The 15,174-nt window shown below is 68.7% G+C and carries 8 protein-coding genes; all 8 read left to right on the top strand.

Annotation, left to right across the window (positions count from 1 at the left end; translation table 11 throughout):
* The first annotated feature begins 326 nt into the window (after positions 1-326).
* The 8 genes from OG223_RS38290 to OG223_RS38325 all read left to right on the top strand — a co-directional run bounded on the left by OG223_RS38290 (position 327) and on the right by OG223_RS38325 (position 14,225).
* Positions 327-5,789, top strand: a complete 5,463-nt coding sequence (locus tag OG223_RS38290) for a HAMP domain-containing protein (protein ID WP_329258899.1) — start codon at positions 327-329, stop codon at positions 5,787-5,789.
* A 307-nt stretch (positions 5,790-6,096) separates the two neighbouring features.
* Complete coding sequence (locus OG223_RS38295) at positions 6,097-6,780, top strand: response regulator (RefSeq protein ID WP_200690152.1); 684 nt, start codon at positions 6,097-6,099, stop codon at positions 6,778-6,780.
* Positions 6,781-6,903: 123 nt separating this feature from the next.
* The gene (locus OG223_RS38300; RefSeq protein ID WP_329258904.1) at positions 6,904-9,621 is read left to right on the top strand and encodes a DNA translocase FtsK; all 2,718 of its coding nucleotides are present in this window, start codon (positions 6,904-6,906) and stop codon (positions 9,619-9,621) included.
* A 265-nt stretch (positions 9,622-9,886) separates the two neighbouring features.
* On the top strand, positions 9,887-10,747 hold the full coding sequence (locus tag OG223_RS38305; RefSeq protein WP_329258906.1) for a helix-turn-helix domain-containing protein: 861 nt from the start codon (positions 9,887-9,889) through the stop codon (positions 10,745-10,747).
* Positions 10,748-10,851: 104 nt separating this feature from the next.
* Positions 10,852-12,324 (top strand): 30S ribosomal protein S12 methylthiotransferase RimO, encoded by a 1,473-nt coding sequence (gene rimO, locus OG223_RS38310; RefSeq protein WP_329258909.1) that lies wholly within the window; start codon positions 10,852-10,854, stop codon positions 12,322-12,324.
* Complete coding sequence (gene pgsA, locus OG223_RS38315; RefSeq protein ID WP_329258911.1) at positions 12,321-13,199, top strand: CDP-diacylglycerol--glycerol-3-phosphate 3-phosphatidyltransferase; 879 nt, start codon at positions 12,321-12,323, stop codon at positions 13,197-13,199. The genes rimO and pgsA overlap by 4 nt, the downstream gene beginning before the upstream one ends.
* Positions 13,196-13,741 (top strand): CinA family protein, encoded by a 546-nt coding sequence (locus OG223_RS38320; protein ID WP_329258914.1) that lies wholly within the window; start codon positions 13,196-13,198, stop codon positions 13,739-13,741. The genes pgsA and OG223_RS38320 overlap by 4 nt, the downstream gene beginning before the upstream one ends.
* Positions 13,742-13,850: 109 nt before the next feature.
* Positions 13,851-14,225: a helix-turn-helix domain-containing protein gene (locus OG223_RS38325; protein WP_317886675.1), complete on the top strand. Its 375-nt coding sequence runs from the start codon at positions 13,851-13,853 to the stop codon at positions 14,223-14,225.
* Positions 14,226-15,174 lie beyond the last annotated feature (949 nt).

Genomic DNA, 15,174 nt, shown 5'->3' on the forward strand with positions numbered 1-15,174 from the left:
CCGGACGGAACCGGCGCGGCTGGACAGCCGCATGCAAGGTTACTTACCTTCACCGTCCATGCGGATGCCGGTCCGCAGTGTTTCCGTCCTCAGGGTGTGCGGACCGTGTGCGAAGCTGCCGAACTGTTATGGCCTGGTTCAGGCAGGGTGAAACACTGGGCAGGATTCTGGAGAAGGTCCGGGCAGGCTGGTGTCTTCTGTGTATGGCGGACAGCGGGCCTTGTTGAAGCCCGGTAAACCGGGCAGAGATACGCGGCAGTAACTGATACGCCGAGCAGTAGCACCTCAGCACAGCAGTAACGGTCGACCCCTGCGGGAGGGACACAGTGGAGTCTGGCGCAGCGACGCGGGCCACCAAGACGCGCGCGAAAGGCGGACAGTCCCTGAAGAACCAGCGCAAACCGCGCAATGGGACCACGGAAGTGGACGCGGCGTCCTTGGACCGGCTGCTGACGGCTCTTGTCGCCATGCGGGACGGGAACTTCCGCAAGCGGCTCACGGTGTCCGGCGACGGCGTGATGTCGGAGATCGCCGCCGTGTTCAACGAGGTGGCCGACCGCAATCTGCACCTCACGGGTGAGCTGTCCCGGGTGCGGCGGGTGGTGGGCCGTGAGGGAAAGCTCACGGAGCGGCTGGAGACGGGCGCCTGCGAGGGTTCCTGGGCGTCGGCCATCGACGCCTCCAACGCGCTCGTGGACGACCTCGTACGGCCCGTCTCCGAGGTCGGACGGGTGCTCTCCGCGGTGGCGGAGGGTGATCTGTCGCCGCGCATGGAGCTGCGGACGCAGGCGCCGGACGGGACCGGGCATCCGTTGCGCGGGGAGTTCCTGAAGGTCGGGCGGACCGTCAACAACCTGGTCGACCAGTTGTCGACGTTCACCGACGAGGTCACGCGTGTGGCCAGCGAGGTGGGCACCGAGGGCAAGCTCGGCGGGCAGGCACGCGTGCGTGGCATGTCCGGCTCGTGGAAGGACCTCACGGAGTCCGTCAACACGATGGCGTACCGGTTGACGGCCCAGGTGCGGGACATCGCGCTGGTGACCACGGCGGTCGCCAAGGGGGACCTGTCCCGGAAGGTCACGGTCCATGTCGCCGGCGAGATGCTGGAACTCAAGAACACCGTCAACACGATGGTGGACCAACTCTCCTCGTTCTCCTCCGAGGTGACGCGAGTCGCCCGCGAGGTGGGCACCGAGGGCGAGCTGGGCGGCCAGGCGCAGGTTCCGGGTGTGGCCGGGGTGTGGAAAGACCTCACCGACTCGGTGAACATCATGGCCGGCAACCTGACGGCCCAGGTGCGCGGGATCGCCCAGGTGACGACCGCTGTGGCCAACGGTGACCTGTCGCAGAAGGTGACCGTGTCGGCGCGGGGCGAGGTCGCCCAGCTCGCCGAGACGATCAACCAGATGACCGAGACGCTGCGCACCTTCGCCGACGAGGTCACGCGCGTGGCCAACGAAGTAGGTGCCGAGGGGCAGCTCGGCGGGCAGGCGAACGTGCCGGGTGCGGCGGGGACGTGGAAGGACCTCACCGATTCGGTGAACACGGTCTTCCGGAACCTGACGATCCAGGTGCGGGACATCGCCGCCGTGACGACCGCCGTGGCGAGCGGAGACCTGTCCCAGAAGGTCACCGTGAACGTGGCCGGCGAGATGCTCGAACTGAAGAACACCGTCAACGGGATGGTCGATCAACTGTCCTCGTTCGGTGCCGAGGTCACGCGCGTGGCGCGCGAGATCGGTGTCGAGGGTGAACTGGGCGGCCAGGCACAGGTGCCGGGGGCGGCCGGTACCTGGAAGGACTTGACCGACTCGGTCAACACCGCGTTCCGCAACCTCACCGGCCAGGTGCGCAACATCGCGCAGGTGACGACGGCCGTGGCCAACGGCGACCTGTCGCAGAAGGTCACCGTCGATGTCTCCGGCGAGATGCTTCAGTTGAAGAACACCGTCAACACGATGGTCGACCAACTGTCGTCGTTCGCCGACCAGGTGACCCGCATGGCCCGGGACGTGGGTACGGAGGGCCGTCTCGGCGGCCAGGCGCGCGTCGACGGCGTCTCGGGCACCTGGAAGGAACTCACCGACTCCGTCAACTCGATGGCCGGGAACCTGACTTCCCAGGTGCGCAACATCGCCCAGGTGACCACGGCGGTGGCCCAGGGTGACCTGTCCCAGAAGATCGACGTGGACGCGCGCGGCGAGATCCTGGAGCTGAAGAACACCATCAACACGATGGTCGACCAGCTCTCCGCCTTCGCCGACCAGGTGACCCGGGTGGCCCGCGAGGTGGGCACGGAGGGCCGTCTGGGCGGGCAGGCGCAGGTGCCGGGTGTCGCCGGTGTGTGGCGCGACCTGACCGACTCCGTGAACGGCATGGCCGGCAACCTCACCGCGCAGGTCCGCAACATCGCGCAGGTCGCGACGGCGGTGGCCCGGGGTGACCTGTCCCAGAAGATCACCGTGGACGCGCGCGGCGAGATCCTGGAGCTGAAGAACACCCTGAACACGATGGTCGACCAGCTCTCCTCGTTCGCCGAGGAGGTCACGCGAGTGGCCCGCGAGGTGGGCACCGAGGGGCAGTTGGGCGGCCAGGCCGAGGTACAGGGTGTCTCCGGCACCTGGAAGGACCTCACGCAGTCGGTGAACTTCATGGCGAACAACCTGACCATCCAGGTGCGCCAGATCGCCGAGGTCACGACCGCCGTCGCCAAGGGCGACCTCTCCAAGAAGATCACTGTTGACGCCAAGGGCGAGATCCTTGAGCTCGTCACGACGGTCAACACCATGGTCGATCAACTGTCGTCGTTCGCCGAGCAGGTGACCCGGGTGGCCCGCGAGGTGGGCACCGAGGGCATCCTGGGCGGCCAGGCGCACGTGCCGGGCATCACGGGCATCTGGAAGGACCTCAGCGGCAACGTCAACCTGATGGCCAACAACCTGACCGTGCAGGTGCGGAACATCTCCCAGGTCGCGGCGGCCGTCGCCAACGGCGACCTCACGCGCACGGTGACGATCGAGGCGCGCGGCGAGGTCCAGCAGCTCGCCGACACCTTCAACACCATGGTGAAGACGCTGAGTTCGTTCGCCGACCAGGTCACCAAGGTGGCCCGCGAGGTGGGTACGGACGGGATCCTGGGCGGTCAGGCGCATGTGCCGGGCGTCGCGGGGACGTGGAAGGACCTCACCGACTCGGTGAACGGCATGGCGTCCAACCTGACCGGTCAGGTGCGCAACATCGCGATGGTCACCACGGCCATCGCCAAGGGCGACCTGACCAAGAAGATCGACATCGACGCCCGCGGCGAGATCCTCGAACTCAAGACGACGATCAACACCATGGTCGACCAGTTGTCCAGTTTCGCCGAGGAGGTCACCCGGGTCGCCCGCGAGGTGGGTACCGAGGGCCAGTTGGGCGGACAGGCACGCGTGCGTGACGTCGACGGCACCTGGCGCGACCTCACCGAGTCGGTGAACGAGATGGCCGGGAACCTGACCCGGCAGGTGCGTGCCATCGCGCGCGTGGCGACCGCGGTGACCCGGGGCGACCTGAACCTGAAGATCGACGTGGACGCGTCCGGGGAGATCCAGGAACTCCAGGACTACATCAACAAGATGATCGCCAACCTGCGCGACACCACGATCGCCAACAAGGAGCAGGACTGGCTCAAGGGCAACCTCGCCCGCATCTCCGCGCTGATGCAGGGCCGCCGCGACCTGGACGACGTGGCTTCGCTGATCATGAGCGAGCTGACGCCGGTGGTCTCGGCGCAGCACGGCGCGTTCTTCCTCGCGCTGCCGCTCGCGGACGTGGAGGGCGAGGAGGCGTACGAACTGCGCATGCTCGGGTCGTACGGCTACTCCATGGGCTCCATGCCGACCTCGTTCAGGCCCGGTGAGGCGCTGATCGGGACGGCAGCCCAGGAGCGGCGCACGATCCTCGTGGAGAACGCGCCCAGTGGCTATCTGAAGATCTCCTCGGGGCTCGGGGAGGCGCCGCCCGCGCAGGTGATCGTGCTTCCGGTGCTGTTCGAGGGGAAGGTGCTCGGCATCATCGAGCTGGCCTCCTTCACGCCGTTCACGCACATCCAGAAGGACTTCCTCAACCAGATCGCCGAGATGATCGCGACCAGCGTCAACACCATCTCCGTCAACACCAAGACCGAGGTGCTGCTGAAGCAGTCGCAGGAGCTGACCGAGCAACTCCGGGAGCGGTCGGACGAGTTGGAGAACCGGCAGAAGGCACTCCAGTCGTCCAACGCCGAACTGGAGGAGAAGGCCGAGCTGTTGGCCCAGCAGAACCGCGACATCGAGGTCAAGAACACCGAGATCGAGGAGGCGCGGCAAGTCCTGGAGGAGCGCGCCGAGCAGCTCGCGGTGTCGATGCGCTACAAGAGCGAGTTCCTCGCGAACATGTCGCACGAGCTGCGCACGCCGCTCAACTCGCTGCTGATCCTGGCCAAGTTGCTCGCCGACAACGCGGAGGGGAACCTCTCCCCGAAGCAGGTCGAGTTCGCCGAGACGATCCACGGCGCGGGGTCCGACCTGCTCCAGTTGATCAACGACATCCTGGACCTGTCGAAGGTCGAGGCGGGCAAGATGGACGTCTCCCCGACACGTATCGCGCTCGTCCAACTCGTCGACTACGTAGAGGCCACTTTCCGCCCGCTGACCGCGGAGAAGGGCCTCGATCTGTCGGTACGGGTGTCGCCCGAACTGCCCGCCACGCTCCACACCGACGAGCAGCGGCTGCTCCAGGTGCTGCGCAACCTGCTGTCGAACGCGGTGAAGTTCACCGACTCCGGGGCGGTCGAGCTGGTCATCCGGCCGGCCGGCGCGGATGTTCCGGTGGCGATCCGGGAGCAGCTCCTGGAGGCCGGTTCGCTGCGGGACGCGGACGCCGCTCTGATCGCGTTCTCGGTGACCGACACCGGGATCGGGATCGCGGGCAGCAAGATGCGGGTGATCTTCGAGGCGTTCAAGCAGGCGGACGGTACGACCAGCCGCAAGTACGGCGGTACGGGCCTCGGGCTGTCGATCTCCCGGGAGATCGCGCAGTTGCTCGGCGGTGAGATCTATGCGCAGAGCGAACCGGGACGTGGTTCGACGTTCACGCTGTATTTGCCGCTGCACCCGAGCGAACTGCCCCCGCAGGGCTACCAGCAGTTGCCCGCGCTGGAGGCGGGCGACCTGGTGGCGTCCGCGGCGGAGCTCGCCGAGCTGTCGGAGCGGAGCGAGGTGGGCATCGAGACGCCGGCCGAGGTGAAGTCGTACCACGAGACGCAGAACGGTGCCGCCGCGCTCTTCAGGCGCCGTCGCAGGGCCGTCGAGCAGTCCGCCCAACTGGGGCTGACCGTACGGGACCAGTGGGCGTCCGAGGAGAGTGCGCCTCCGTCGCGCCGGGGGATCCGGTTCAACGGGGAGAAGGTGCTGATCGTCGACGACGACATCCGCAACGTCTTCGCGCTGACCAGTGTCCTGGAGCAGCACGGGCTGTCCGTGCTGTACGCGGAGAACGGCCGTGAGGGCATCGAAGTCCTGGAACAGCACGACGATGTGACGGTCGTTCTGATGGACATCATGATGCCCGAGATGGACGGATACGCGACGACGACGGCGATCCGTAGGATGCCGCAGTTCGCCGGGCTCCCGATCATCGCGCTGACCGCGAAGGCGATGAAGGGCGACCGGGAGAAGGCGATCGAGTCCGGCGCCTCGGACTACGTCACCAAGCCGGTCGACCCCGATCACCTGTTGTCGGTGATGGAGCAGTGGATGCGTCCGGAGTGACGGAAACGACCGGACTCGAAGGGAAAGTCGCCGGACTCGACGGGAAAGCGGTGGGGACGGTGCGGGGAACGTTCGGTGGCCACGTGGAGTTGCTGACTCAGTGTGTCCGAAGCCGTGTAGAAGCACGGGATTCGGGGAACCTTCTGGTCTCCCGCTACGTTTCTGCTTCGTGCACAGTGACATCGCGGTGACAGGGTGTGGCGACAGGCGGGGTGCGGCTACCATGACCGGCACAAGGACGGGCGGCGCAAGAGAGTCGTCCCCTGGGGCGGCGCCCGGTGCACATCCGGGGCGAGGAGGGCGGGCCATGGTGCAGAAGGCCAAGATCCTCCTGGTCGATGACCGGCCGGAGAATCTGCTGGCGCTGGAGGCCATCCTCTCTGCGCTCGATCAGACACTGGTTCGGGCATCGTCCGGGGAGGAAGCGCTCAAAGCACTGCTGACGGACGACTTCGCGGTCATTCTGCTGGACGTCCAGATGCCGGGCATGGACGGTTTCGAAACCGCCGCGCACATCAAGCGGCGGGAGCGGACCCGGGACATCCCGATCATCTTCCTCACCGCGATCAACCACGGCCCGCACCACACCTTCCGGGGTTACGCGGCGGGCGCGGTCGACTACATCTCCAAGCCGTTCGACCCATGGGTGCTGCGCGCGAAGGTCTCGGTCTTCGTCGAGCTCTACATGAAGAACTGCCAGTTGCGGGAGCAAGCGGCGCTGCTGCGGCTCCAGTTGGAGGGCGGCGGCAAGCCCGCGGCCGGTGCGGCGAAGGAACCGGCCGGACTGCTCGCCGAACTGTCGGCGCGGCTCGCGGCCGTCGAGGAGCAGGCGGAGGCGCTGTCCAAGCAGCTCGACGACGAGTCGGCGGACGCGGCGGCCGTAGCGACCGCGGCTCATCTCGAACGCAAACTCACCGGGCTGCGCAGGGCGCTCGACGCCCTGGAGCCGGGCACGGGCAGCGGAGCGCCTTCGCTGCCGTCGCAGAACTGACGTCCGCCGGGGGCGCAGTTGTGCGTGAGCCGGCGTCAGTTCCCGGTCTCGTACGGGCGACACGAACGGGTGAAGCAGTGGGCACACGTGTCCGCTGCCGTCTCCACAGGTAACCTCACACCTATGGCCCCACGTCCCTCCGCAGCCAAGAAGCAGCCCGCCAAGAGGGCTGCTCCGGCGAAGGCTCCGGCGAAGAAGGCCGCTGCGAAAAGGGCCCCCGCGAAGAAGGCGGTCGCCAAGAAGACCGCCCGTCCGGCGCCCAAGCCGGCGCCCAGCCCCACCGGGGGCATCGTCAAGCTCGTGCGCGCCGTCTGGCTGGGCACCGCGCACGCCGTCGGCGCGGTGTTCCGCGGCATAGGGCAGGGGGCGAAGAACCTGGATCCGGCCCACCGCAAGGACGGCGTCGCGCTGCTGCTGTTCGGCCTCGCGCTGATCGTCGCCGCGGGTACCTGGGCCGATCTGCGCGGCCCGGTCGGCGACCTCGTCGAGATCCTGGTGACCGGCGCCTTCGGCCGCCTCGACCTGCTCGTGCCGATACTGCTCGCGGTGATCGCCGTGCGCTTCATCCGCCATCCCGAGAAGCCCGAGGCCAACGGCCGGATCGTCATCGGTCTGTCCGCGCTCGTCATCGGCGTGCTCGGCCAGGTCCACATCGCCTGCGGCGCGCCCGCCCGCAGCGACGGCATGCAGGCCATAAGGGACGCCGGCGGGCTCATCGGCTGGGGCGTGGCGACCCCGCTGACCTACACCATGGGCGAGGTCCTCGCCGTACCCCTGCTCGTGCTGCTCACGGTCTTCGGGCTGCTGGTCGTCACGGCCACGCCCGTCAACGCGATCCCCCAGCGCCTGCGGCTGCTCGGGGTGAAGCTGGGCATCGTCCACGACTTCGACGACGAGGAAGAGTTCGGCGAGGACGACGAGCGCTACGACGAGCAGTGGCGCGAGGCACTGCCCGCGCGCCCCCGTAAGCGCGGGAGCGCCCCCGAGGCGTACGACCCCGACAGCGCCGAGCAGGACGCCCTCTCGAAGCGCCGGAGCCGCCCCAGGCGCTCCGCGGTGCCCCAGCCCGACATGCACCGCCCCATGGACGCCGTGGACGTCGCCGCGGCCGCCGCGGCGGCGCTCGACGGGGCCGTCCTGCACGGCATGCCGCCCTCGCCGATCGTCGCCGACCTCACCCAGGGGGTACGGGTGGGCGGCGACCGCGAGGACACCACCCCGACGCCCGTCCCGACGCCCGTTCCGGCCCCCACCGCGCGCCCCAAGCAGGAGAAGCTCAAGGCCGAGGTCATGGACCTCACGAAGGCGCCCCCGGAGGAGCCCCGCGACCTGCCGCCGCGCGCCGAGCAGCTCCAGCTCTCCGGCGACATCACGTACTCGCTGCCCTCGCTCGACCTCCTCACGCGCGGGGGCCCCGGCAAGGCGCGCAGCGCCGCGAACGACGCCGTGGTCGCCTCCCTGACGAACGTCTTCTCCGAGTTCAAGGTCGACGCCGCCGTCACCGGCTTCACGCGCGGGCCGACGGTCACGCGCTACGAGGTCGAGCTCGGCCCCGCCGTCAAGGTCGAGCGGATCACCGCCCTCACCAAGAACATCGCCTACGCCGTCGCCAGCCCCGATGTGCGGATCATCAGCCCGATCCCCGGCAAGTCCGCGGTCGGCATCGAGATCCCGAACACGGACCGCGAGATGGTCAACGTAGGAGACGTCCTGCGCCTCGCGGACGCCGCCGAGGACGATCACCCGATGCTCGTCGCGCTCGGCAAGGACGTCGAGGGCGGCTACGTCATGGCCAACATGGCGAAGATGCCGCACATCCTGGTGGCCGGCGCCACCGGCTCCGGAAAGTCGTCCTGCATCAACTGCCTGATCACGTCGATCATGTGCCGGGCGACCCCCGAGGACGTCCGTATGGTCCTCGTCGACCCCAAGCGCGTCGAACTGACCGCCTACGAAGGCATCCCGCACCTGATCACGCCCATCATCACCAACCCGAAGCGGGCCGCCGAGGCGCTCCAGTGGGTCGTACGCGAGATGGACCTCAGGTATGACGACCTCGCGGCCTTCGGGTACCGGCACATCGACGACTTCAACCAGGCGATCCGCGACGGCAAGCTGAAGACTCCGGAGGGCAGCGAGCGGGAGCTCAAGACCTATCCGTACCTCCTGGTGATCGTCGACGAGCTGGCCGACCTGATGATGGTCGCGCCGCGGGACGTCGAGGACTCGATCGTGCGCATCACGCAGCTCGCGCGCGCGGCCGGCATCCACCTGGTGCTCGCGACACAGCGCCCCTCCGTAGACGTCGTCACCGGTCTGATCAAGGCGAACGTGCCCTCCAGGCTCGCGTTCGCCACCTCGTCCCTGGCCGACTCGCGGGTCATCCTCGACCAGCCCGGCGCGGAGAAGCTGATCGGCAAGGGTGACGGGCTGTACCTGCCGATGGGTCAGAACAAGCCCACCCGTATGCAGGGCGCCTTCGTCACCGAGGACGAGATCCACGCCGTCGTGCAGCACTGCAAGGACCAGATGACCCCGGTCTTCCGGGAGGACGTCACCGTCGGCACCAAGCAGAAGAAGGAGATCGACGAGGACATCGGCGACGACCTCGACCTGCTCTGCCAGGCGGCCGAACTGGTCGTGTCCACGCAGTTCGGCTCCACCTCGATGCTCCAGCGCAAGCTGCGCGTCGGCTTCGCCAAGGCCGGGCGGCTCATGGACCTCATGGAGTCCCGGGGCATCGTCGGACCCAGCGAGGGGTCCAAGGCGCGTGACGTGCTCCTGAAGGCTGACGAGCTGGACGGCGTGCTCGGCGTGATCCGCGGGGAGTCCGAAGGCTAGGAGTGGGTAGGCGCTGCCCGAAGGGGGCGGCCGACCGTGACTCACCCGTTAGAGATCAGTGGGCAACCGTTTCCCTTTGCCGTACGTCAAGTTGAGCGAGAGGACAGATGGGGCTCCCACCATGGGATCCGTGTCTGGCCCGCCGTCGGACGCTTCGGCCATACCGATGGCGTACAAAGTCCCACCGCCCGGTTGCCCCACCCTTTCATACCCCCCCTAGACTGAACTTCCAGCACAGGTGGCTACACGCTCGAAAGGCGCCCCCGTGTCCATCGGCAACTCCCCTGAAGACGAGCGTCCGTTCGAAGACGGTCGCTCCGAAGAGGGTCATGAGGAAGAAGCCCGTCCTTCCGTCGGCCGAGCCCTGCAGCAGGCACGTATCGCCGCCGGGCTGACCGTCGACGACGTCAGCAGTGCCACCCGGGTCCGCATCGCCATCGTGCACGCCATCGAGGCCGACGACTTCACGCCCTGCGGCGGTGACGTCTACGCCCGCGGGCACATCAGGACCCTCGCCAAGGCCGTCCACATCGATCCCGCACCGCTTCTCGCGCGCTACGACGACGACCACGGCGGACGCCCGGCCCCGACGCCGGCGGCGCCCCTCTTCGAGGCGGAACGCATCCGTCCCGAGCGACGGGGCCCCAACTGGACCGCGGCCATGGTCGCCGCGATCGTCGCCGTGGTCGGCTTCGTCGGCTTCACGGCGTTCAAGGGCGGCGACAGTGACACTGACGCCGCGTCACAGGTCACCCAGGGAGCCACGCCCAGCGCCAGCAAGCCCGCCGCGCCCAAGCCCTCGACCACCGACTCCGCCACACCCAAGTCCGATCCCTCCGACAGTGCCATCGCCGCCGCGCCCCAGGACAAGGTGACGGTCCAGGTGAGTGCGGTCGACGGCCGCAGTTGGATCTCCGCCAAGGACCACAACGGCCGGATGCTCTTCGACGGGCTCCTCAAGAAGGGCGAGTCCAAGACCTTCCAGGACAGCTCGAAGGTCAACCTGATCCTCGGCGACGCCGGTGTGATCCAGCTCTACGTCAACGGCAAGAAGATCGAGGACGACTTCCAGCCCGGAGCGGTGGAGCGCCTCACCTACACCAAGGGCGACCCCGAAGTCGGATAAGCGGTCCGGCAAGAGGTCCTACGGGGTGACTGTTCAAGGGGTTGGCCAAGATCGGCCAACCCCTTCGACGTGGGGTGTCAGTGGGACGAAGTAGTCTTGAGCCCATGCCTGAACGCCGTACCGTCGCACTCGTCACTCTTGGCTGCGCCCGTAACGAGGTGGACTCGGAGGAGCTCGCAGGCCGCTTGGAGGCGGACGGCTGGCAACTCGTGGAGAACGCCGAGGACGCGGACGTCGCCGTCGTCAACACCTGTGGCTTCGTCGAGGCCGCCAAGAAGGACTCCGTCGACGCCCTCCTGGAAGCCAATGACCTCAAGGGTCATGGCAGAACGCAGGCCGTCGTCGCGGTGGGCTGCATGGCCGAGCGGTACGGCAAGGAGCTCGCCGAGGCGCTGCCCGAGGCCGACGGCGTGCTCGGCTTCGACGACTACGCCGACATCTCCGACCGCCTGCAGACCATCCTGAACGGCGGCATCCACGCCTCGCACACCCCGCGCGACCGCCGCAAGCTGCTGCCGATCAGCCCCGCCGACCGACAGGAGTCCGCCGCCGACGTCGCGCTGCCCGGCCACGGCCCGGTCGACCTCCCGGACGGCCTCGCGCCCGCCTCGGGCCCCCGCGCACCCCTGCGCCGCCGCCTGGACGGCTCCCCGGTCGCCTCGGTGAAGCTCGCCTCCGGCTGCGACCGGCGCTGCTCCTTCTGCGCCATCCCGTCCTTCCGCGGCTCCTTCATCTCCCGCCGCCCCAGCGACGTACTGAACGAGACCCGCTGGCTGGCCGAACAGGGCGTCAAGGAGGTCATGCTGGTCTCCGAGAACAACACTTCCTACGGCAAGGACCTGGGCGACATCCGCCTCCTGGAGTCGCTGCTGCCCGAGCTGGCGGACATCGACGGCCTGGAGCGCGTGCGGGTGAGCTACCTCCAGCCGGCCGAGATGCGCCCCGGGCTCATCGACGTGCTCACCTCCACACCGAAGATCGCGCCCTACTTCGACCTGTCCTTCCAGCACTCCGCGCCCGACGTGCTGCGCTCCATGCGCCGCTTCGGCGACACCGACCGCTTCCTCGAACTGCTCGACACCATCCGCTCCAAGGCCCCGCAGGCCGGCGTCCGCTCGAACTTCATCGTCGGCTTCCCCGGCGAGACCGAGGCCGACCTCGCCGAACTGGAGCGCTTCCTGAACGGCGCGCGCCTGGACGCCATCGGCGTCTTCGGCTACTCCGACGAGGAGGGCACGGAGGCGGCGACGTACGACAAGAAGCTCGACCAGGACGTCGTGGACGCGCGCCTCGCGCACATCTCGCGGCTGGCCGAGGAGCTCGTCTCGCAGCGTGCGGAGGAGCGCGTCGGTGAGACCGTGCACGTGCTGGTCGAGTCGGTGGACTCCGAGGACGGCGCCTACGGCCGCGGCGAGCACCAGGCTCCGGAGACGGACGGCCAGGTGCTGCTCACGAGCGGCGAAGGCCTGAGCGTCGGCCGTATGGTCGAGGCGAAGGTGGTCGGTACGGAAGGTGTCGACCTGGTGGCCGAGCCGCTCCTGGGCTCGCTCGCGTGTAGTGAGGAGGCGGGCAGATGACCGGAGTCCCGGCATCGGCGGCGGGCGGCACCTCCAGCGCGAACGGCGCGCCCGCGAGCGCGGGTTCCGGTGCGGCCTCCGGTGGCGCCCCTTCCGGCGCGATGTCGGGCAGTGTCTCCGGTGGCGCCTCCTCCTCCGGGGGCGCTTCGGCCGGCGGTGGCTCGGTTGGCAGTGCTTCGCTTGACAGTGCCTCGGTCGGTAGTGCCTCGTCCGGTGTGGTCGAGGCAGGTCTGCCCGGTGGTCCGAGGCCGGCGCGCGGTGCGAAGGTTGTGGCCGCTGCCGTCAACCAGGCGAGCGTTTGGAACATCGCCAACTTCCTGACCATGCTCCGGCTGCTGCTCGTCCCCGGCTTCGTCGCCCTGATGCTGGCCGACGGCGGGTACGACCCGGCGATGCGCTCGTTCGCCTGGGCGGCGTTCGCCATCGCCATGATCACCGACCTTTTCGACGGCCATCTGGCGCGGACCTACGACCTCGTCACCGACTTCGGGAAGATCGCCGACCCCATCGCCGACAAGGCGATCATGGGTGCGGCGCTGATCTGTCTGTCCTCCCTCGGCGATCTGCCGTGGTGGGTGACCGTCGTCATCCTCGGCCGGGAACTCGGGATCACGCTGCTGCGTTTTCTTGTCATCCGGTACGGCGTCATTCCCGCGTCGCGCGGCGGCAAGCTGAAGACGCTCACACAGGGCATCGCGGTAGGGATGTATGTGCTGGCGCTGACGGGATGGCTGGCCACTCTGCGGTTCTGGGTGATGGCGGCGGCGGTCGTGCTGACCGTGCTGACCGGGCTCGACTATGTGAGACAGGCCATTGTGTTGCGCAGGCAGGGAATCGCCGAGCGCAGGGCGGCGTCGGAGGAGACGGAAGCGTGAGTTCCACGGCCACTGAAGTGGTGCGACTACTGACCGTGAGCGGTGCGACGCTCGCTGTCGCCGAGTCGCTCACCGGTGGTCTGGTTGCGGCGGAGATCACATCGGTGCCCGGAGCCTCCAAGGCCTTCCGTGGTTCGGTCACCGCCTACGCCACCGAGCTGAAGCATGAGCTGCTCGGGGTCGACGCCACCCTGCTGACCGAGCGGGGAGCGGTGGATGCGCAGGTCGCGGCCCAGATGGCGGCCGGAGTGCGGAAGGCGCTCGGCGCCGACTGGGGCATCGCGACGACCGGTGTGGCGGGCCCGGAGCCGCAGGACGGACAGCCCGTAGGCACCGTTTTCATCGCCGTGGACGGCCCCTCCGGACCGGAATCGGATGCTCTCGGTGGCGGGAAAGTGGCCGCGCTGCGGTTGAACGGCGGCCGGGCGGAAATTCGTATGGAGAGTGTACGGAGCGTACTCGCGCTGCTTCTGGAGCGGCTCGTGAGCGAACAGACCGGGAATGAGCGGGCACAGGATACGGAACAGAACGGGGGGTTTTGATGTTTGCAGCCCTGAGTGAACACGACATCGCTCCCCGCACGGCCGCGGCGCAAGGCGGTACGGTGGGGCGAGAAGGATGCGGCTACGCGGACCGAGGAGGGAGCCACCGATGATTCTGCTCCGTCGCCTGCTGGGTGACGTGCTGCGTCGGCAGCGCCAGCGCCAGGGCCGTACTCTGCGCGAAGTCTCCTCGTCCGCCCGAGTCTCACTCGGCTATCTCTCCGAGGTGGAGCGGGGGCAGAAGGAGGCATCCTCCGAGCTGCTCTCCGCCATCTGCGACGCGTTGGACGTACGGATGTCCGAGCTCATGCGGGAAGTCAGCGACGAGCTCGCTCTCGCCGAGCTGGCCCAGTCTGCTGCGGCCACCAATTCCGTGCCCACGTCGGTACGTCCGATGCTGGGTTCCGTATCGGTGACCGGTGTGCCACCGGAACGGGTGACCATCAAGGCCCCCGCCGAGGCGGTGGACGTGGTCGCCGCGTGACGCTCACGCTGCTGAGACCGATGAGGCGCTGACCTGCCTCGTGCATGTGTGCGGGCCCCGGCCGGGGCTTCTCCAGGGAGACCTGGGGAGGCGCGGTCGGGGTTTTCGCGTTGGGGCGGGGTGGTGTGGGGTGCAGTGGTGGCGGGTGTCGGCGTTCGGTCGGGTGCCTGGTGTCCTGTACGGCTGTGGAGCGGTCCGTTTGCCGGTGTGGCGCGGTGCGGTCATGGTTGAGGCGAGTGGTGCGGTGAGGTGCGGCGGATGGTGCGTCCGTGTGCCGTCGATGCGCCCTCCTTGCGGGTGACCGTGACGTTCTGGCGTCGGGCTGGAGGTGGGGCCATGGCGGGGCGGATAGCACGCTGGGGGCTCGCGCCGGTGCTCGGCGCGGTGTGGTGGTGGGCCGTACTGCGGCTCGCGCTGACGCCGCACGCGGGCGCGCTGGAGGGGGCCGTGGCGGCCGGGGGGTGGGGGCTGAGTCTGCTTCCGGTGCACTGCATGCCCAAGGCCCGGGCGGCGGGGGCGGTGGCCATGGGGCGGTGGCGGGTGGCCTGGCGGGTGTTTGTCACGCCGGTCGGCGGGGTGTCGGCGGGTGCCGGAGCGTCGTCCGACGGCGGGGCGTTGGCGGACGTTGGGCCGCTCTCAGGGGTCGGGTCGTCGTCGGGTGTCGGACTGTCGCCAGGTGCTGGAGCATCGTCCGGCACAGGGGCATCGGCGGGTGGTGGGCCGCTGCCAGACGCCGGGTCGTCGCCGGGTGCCGTGTCGTTGGACGTCGGAACGCCGCCGGGTACTGGAGCATCGCCGGGTGCTGAGTTGTCGTCGGGTGTCGGAACGCCGCCGGGTACCGGAGCGCCGTCCGGTGCAGGGGCGTCGGCAGGCCATGGGCCGCGGTCAGATACTGGAGCATCGCCGGTCGCTGAGTCGTCGTCGGGCGTCGGACCGCCGCCAGGCGCCG

Source organism: Streptomyces sp. NBC_01478 (assembly GCF_036227225.1).
Taxonomy (GTDB): Bacteria; Actinomycetota; Actinomycetes; order Streptomycetales; family Streptomycetaceae; genus Streptomyces.

Excerpts from the sequence above, each read along its gene's own strand:
- OG223_RS38325 (WP_317886675.1), top strand. The coding sequence starts at position 13,851 with ATGATTCTGCTCCGTCGCCTGCTGGGTGACGTGCTGCGTCGGCAGCGC.
- OG223_RS38295 (WP_200690152.1), top strand. The coding sequence starts at position 6,097 with ATGGTGCAGAAGGCCAAGATCCTCCTGGTCGATGACCGGCCGGAGAAT.
- OG223_RS38300 (WP_329258904.1), top strand. The coding sequence starts at position 6,904 with ATGGCCCCACGTCCCTCCGCAGCCAAGAAGCAGCCCGCCAAGAGGGCT.
- rimO (WP_329258909.1), top strand. The coding sequence starts at position 10,852 with ATGCCTGAACGCCGTACCGTCGCACTCGTCACTCTTGGCTGCGCCCGT.
- pgsA (WP_329258911.1), top strand. The coding sequence starts at position 12,321 with ATGACCGGAGTCCCGGCATCGGCGGCGGGCGGCACCTCCAGCGCGAAC.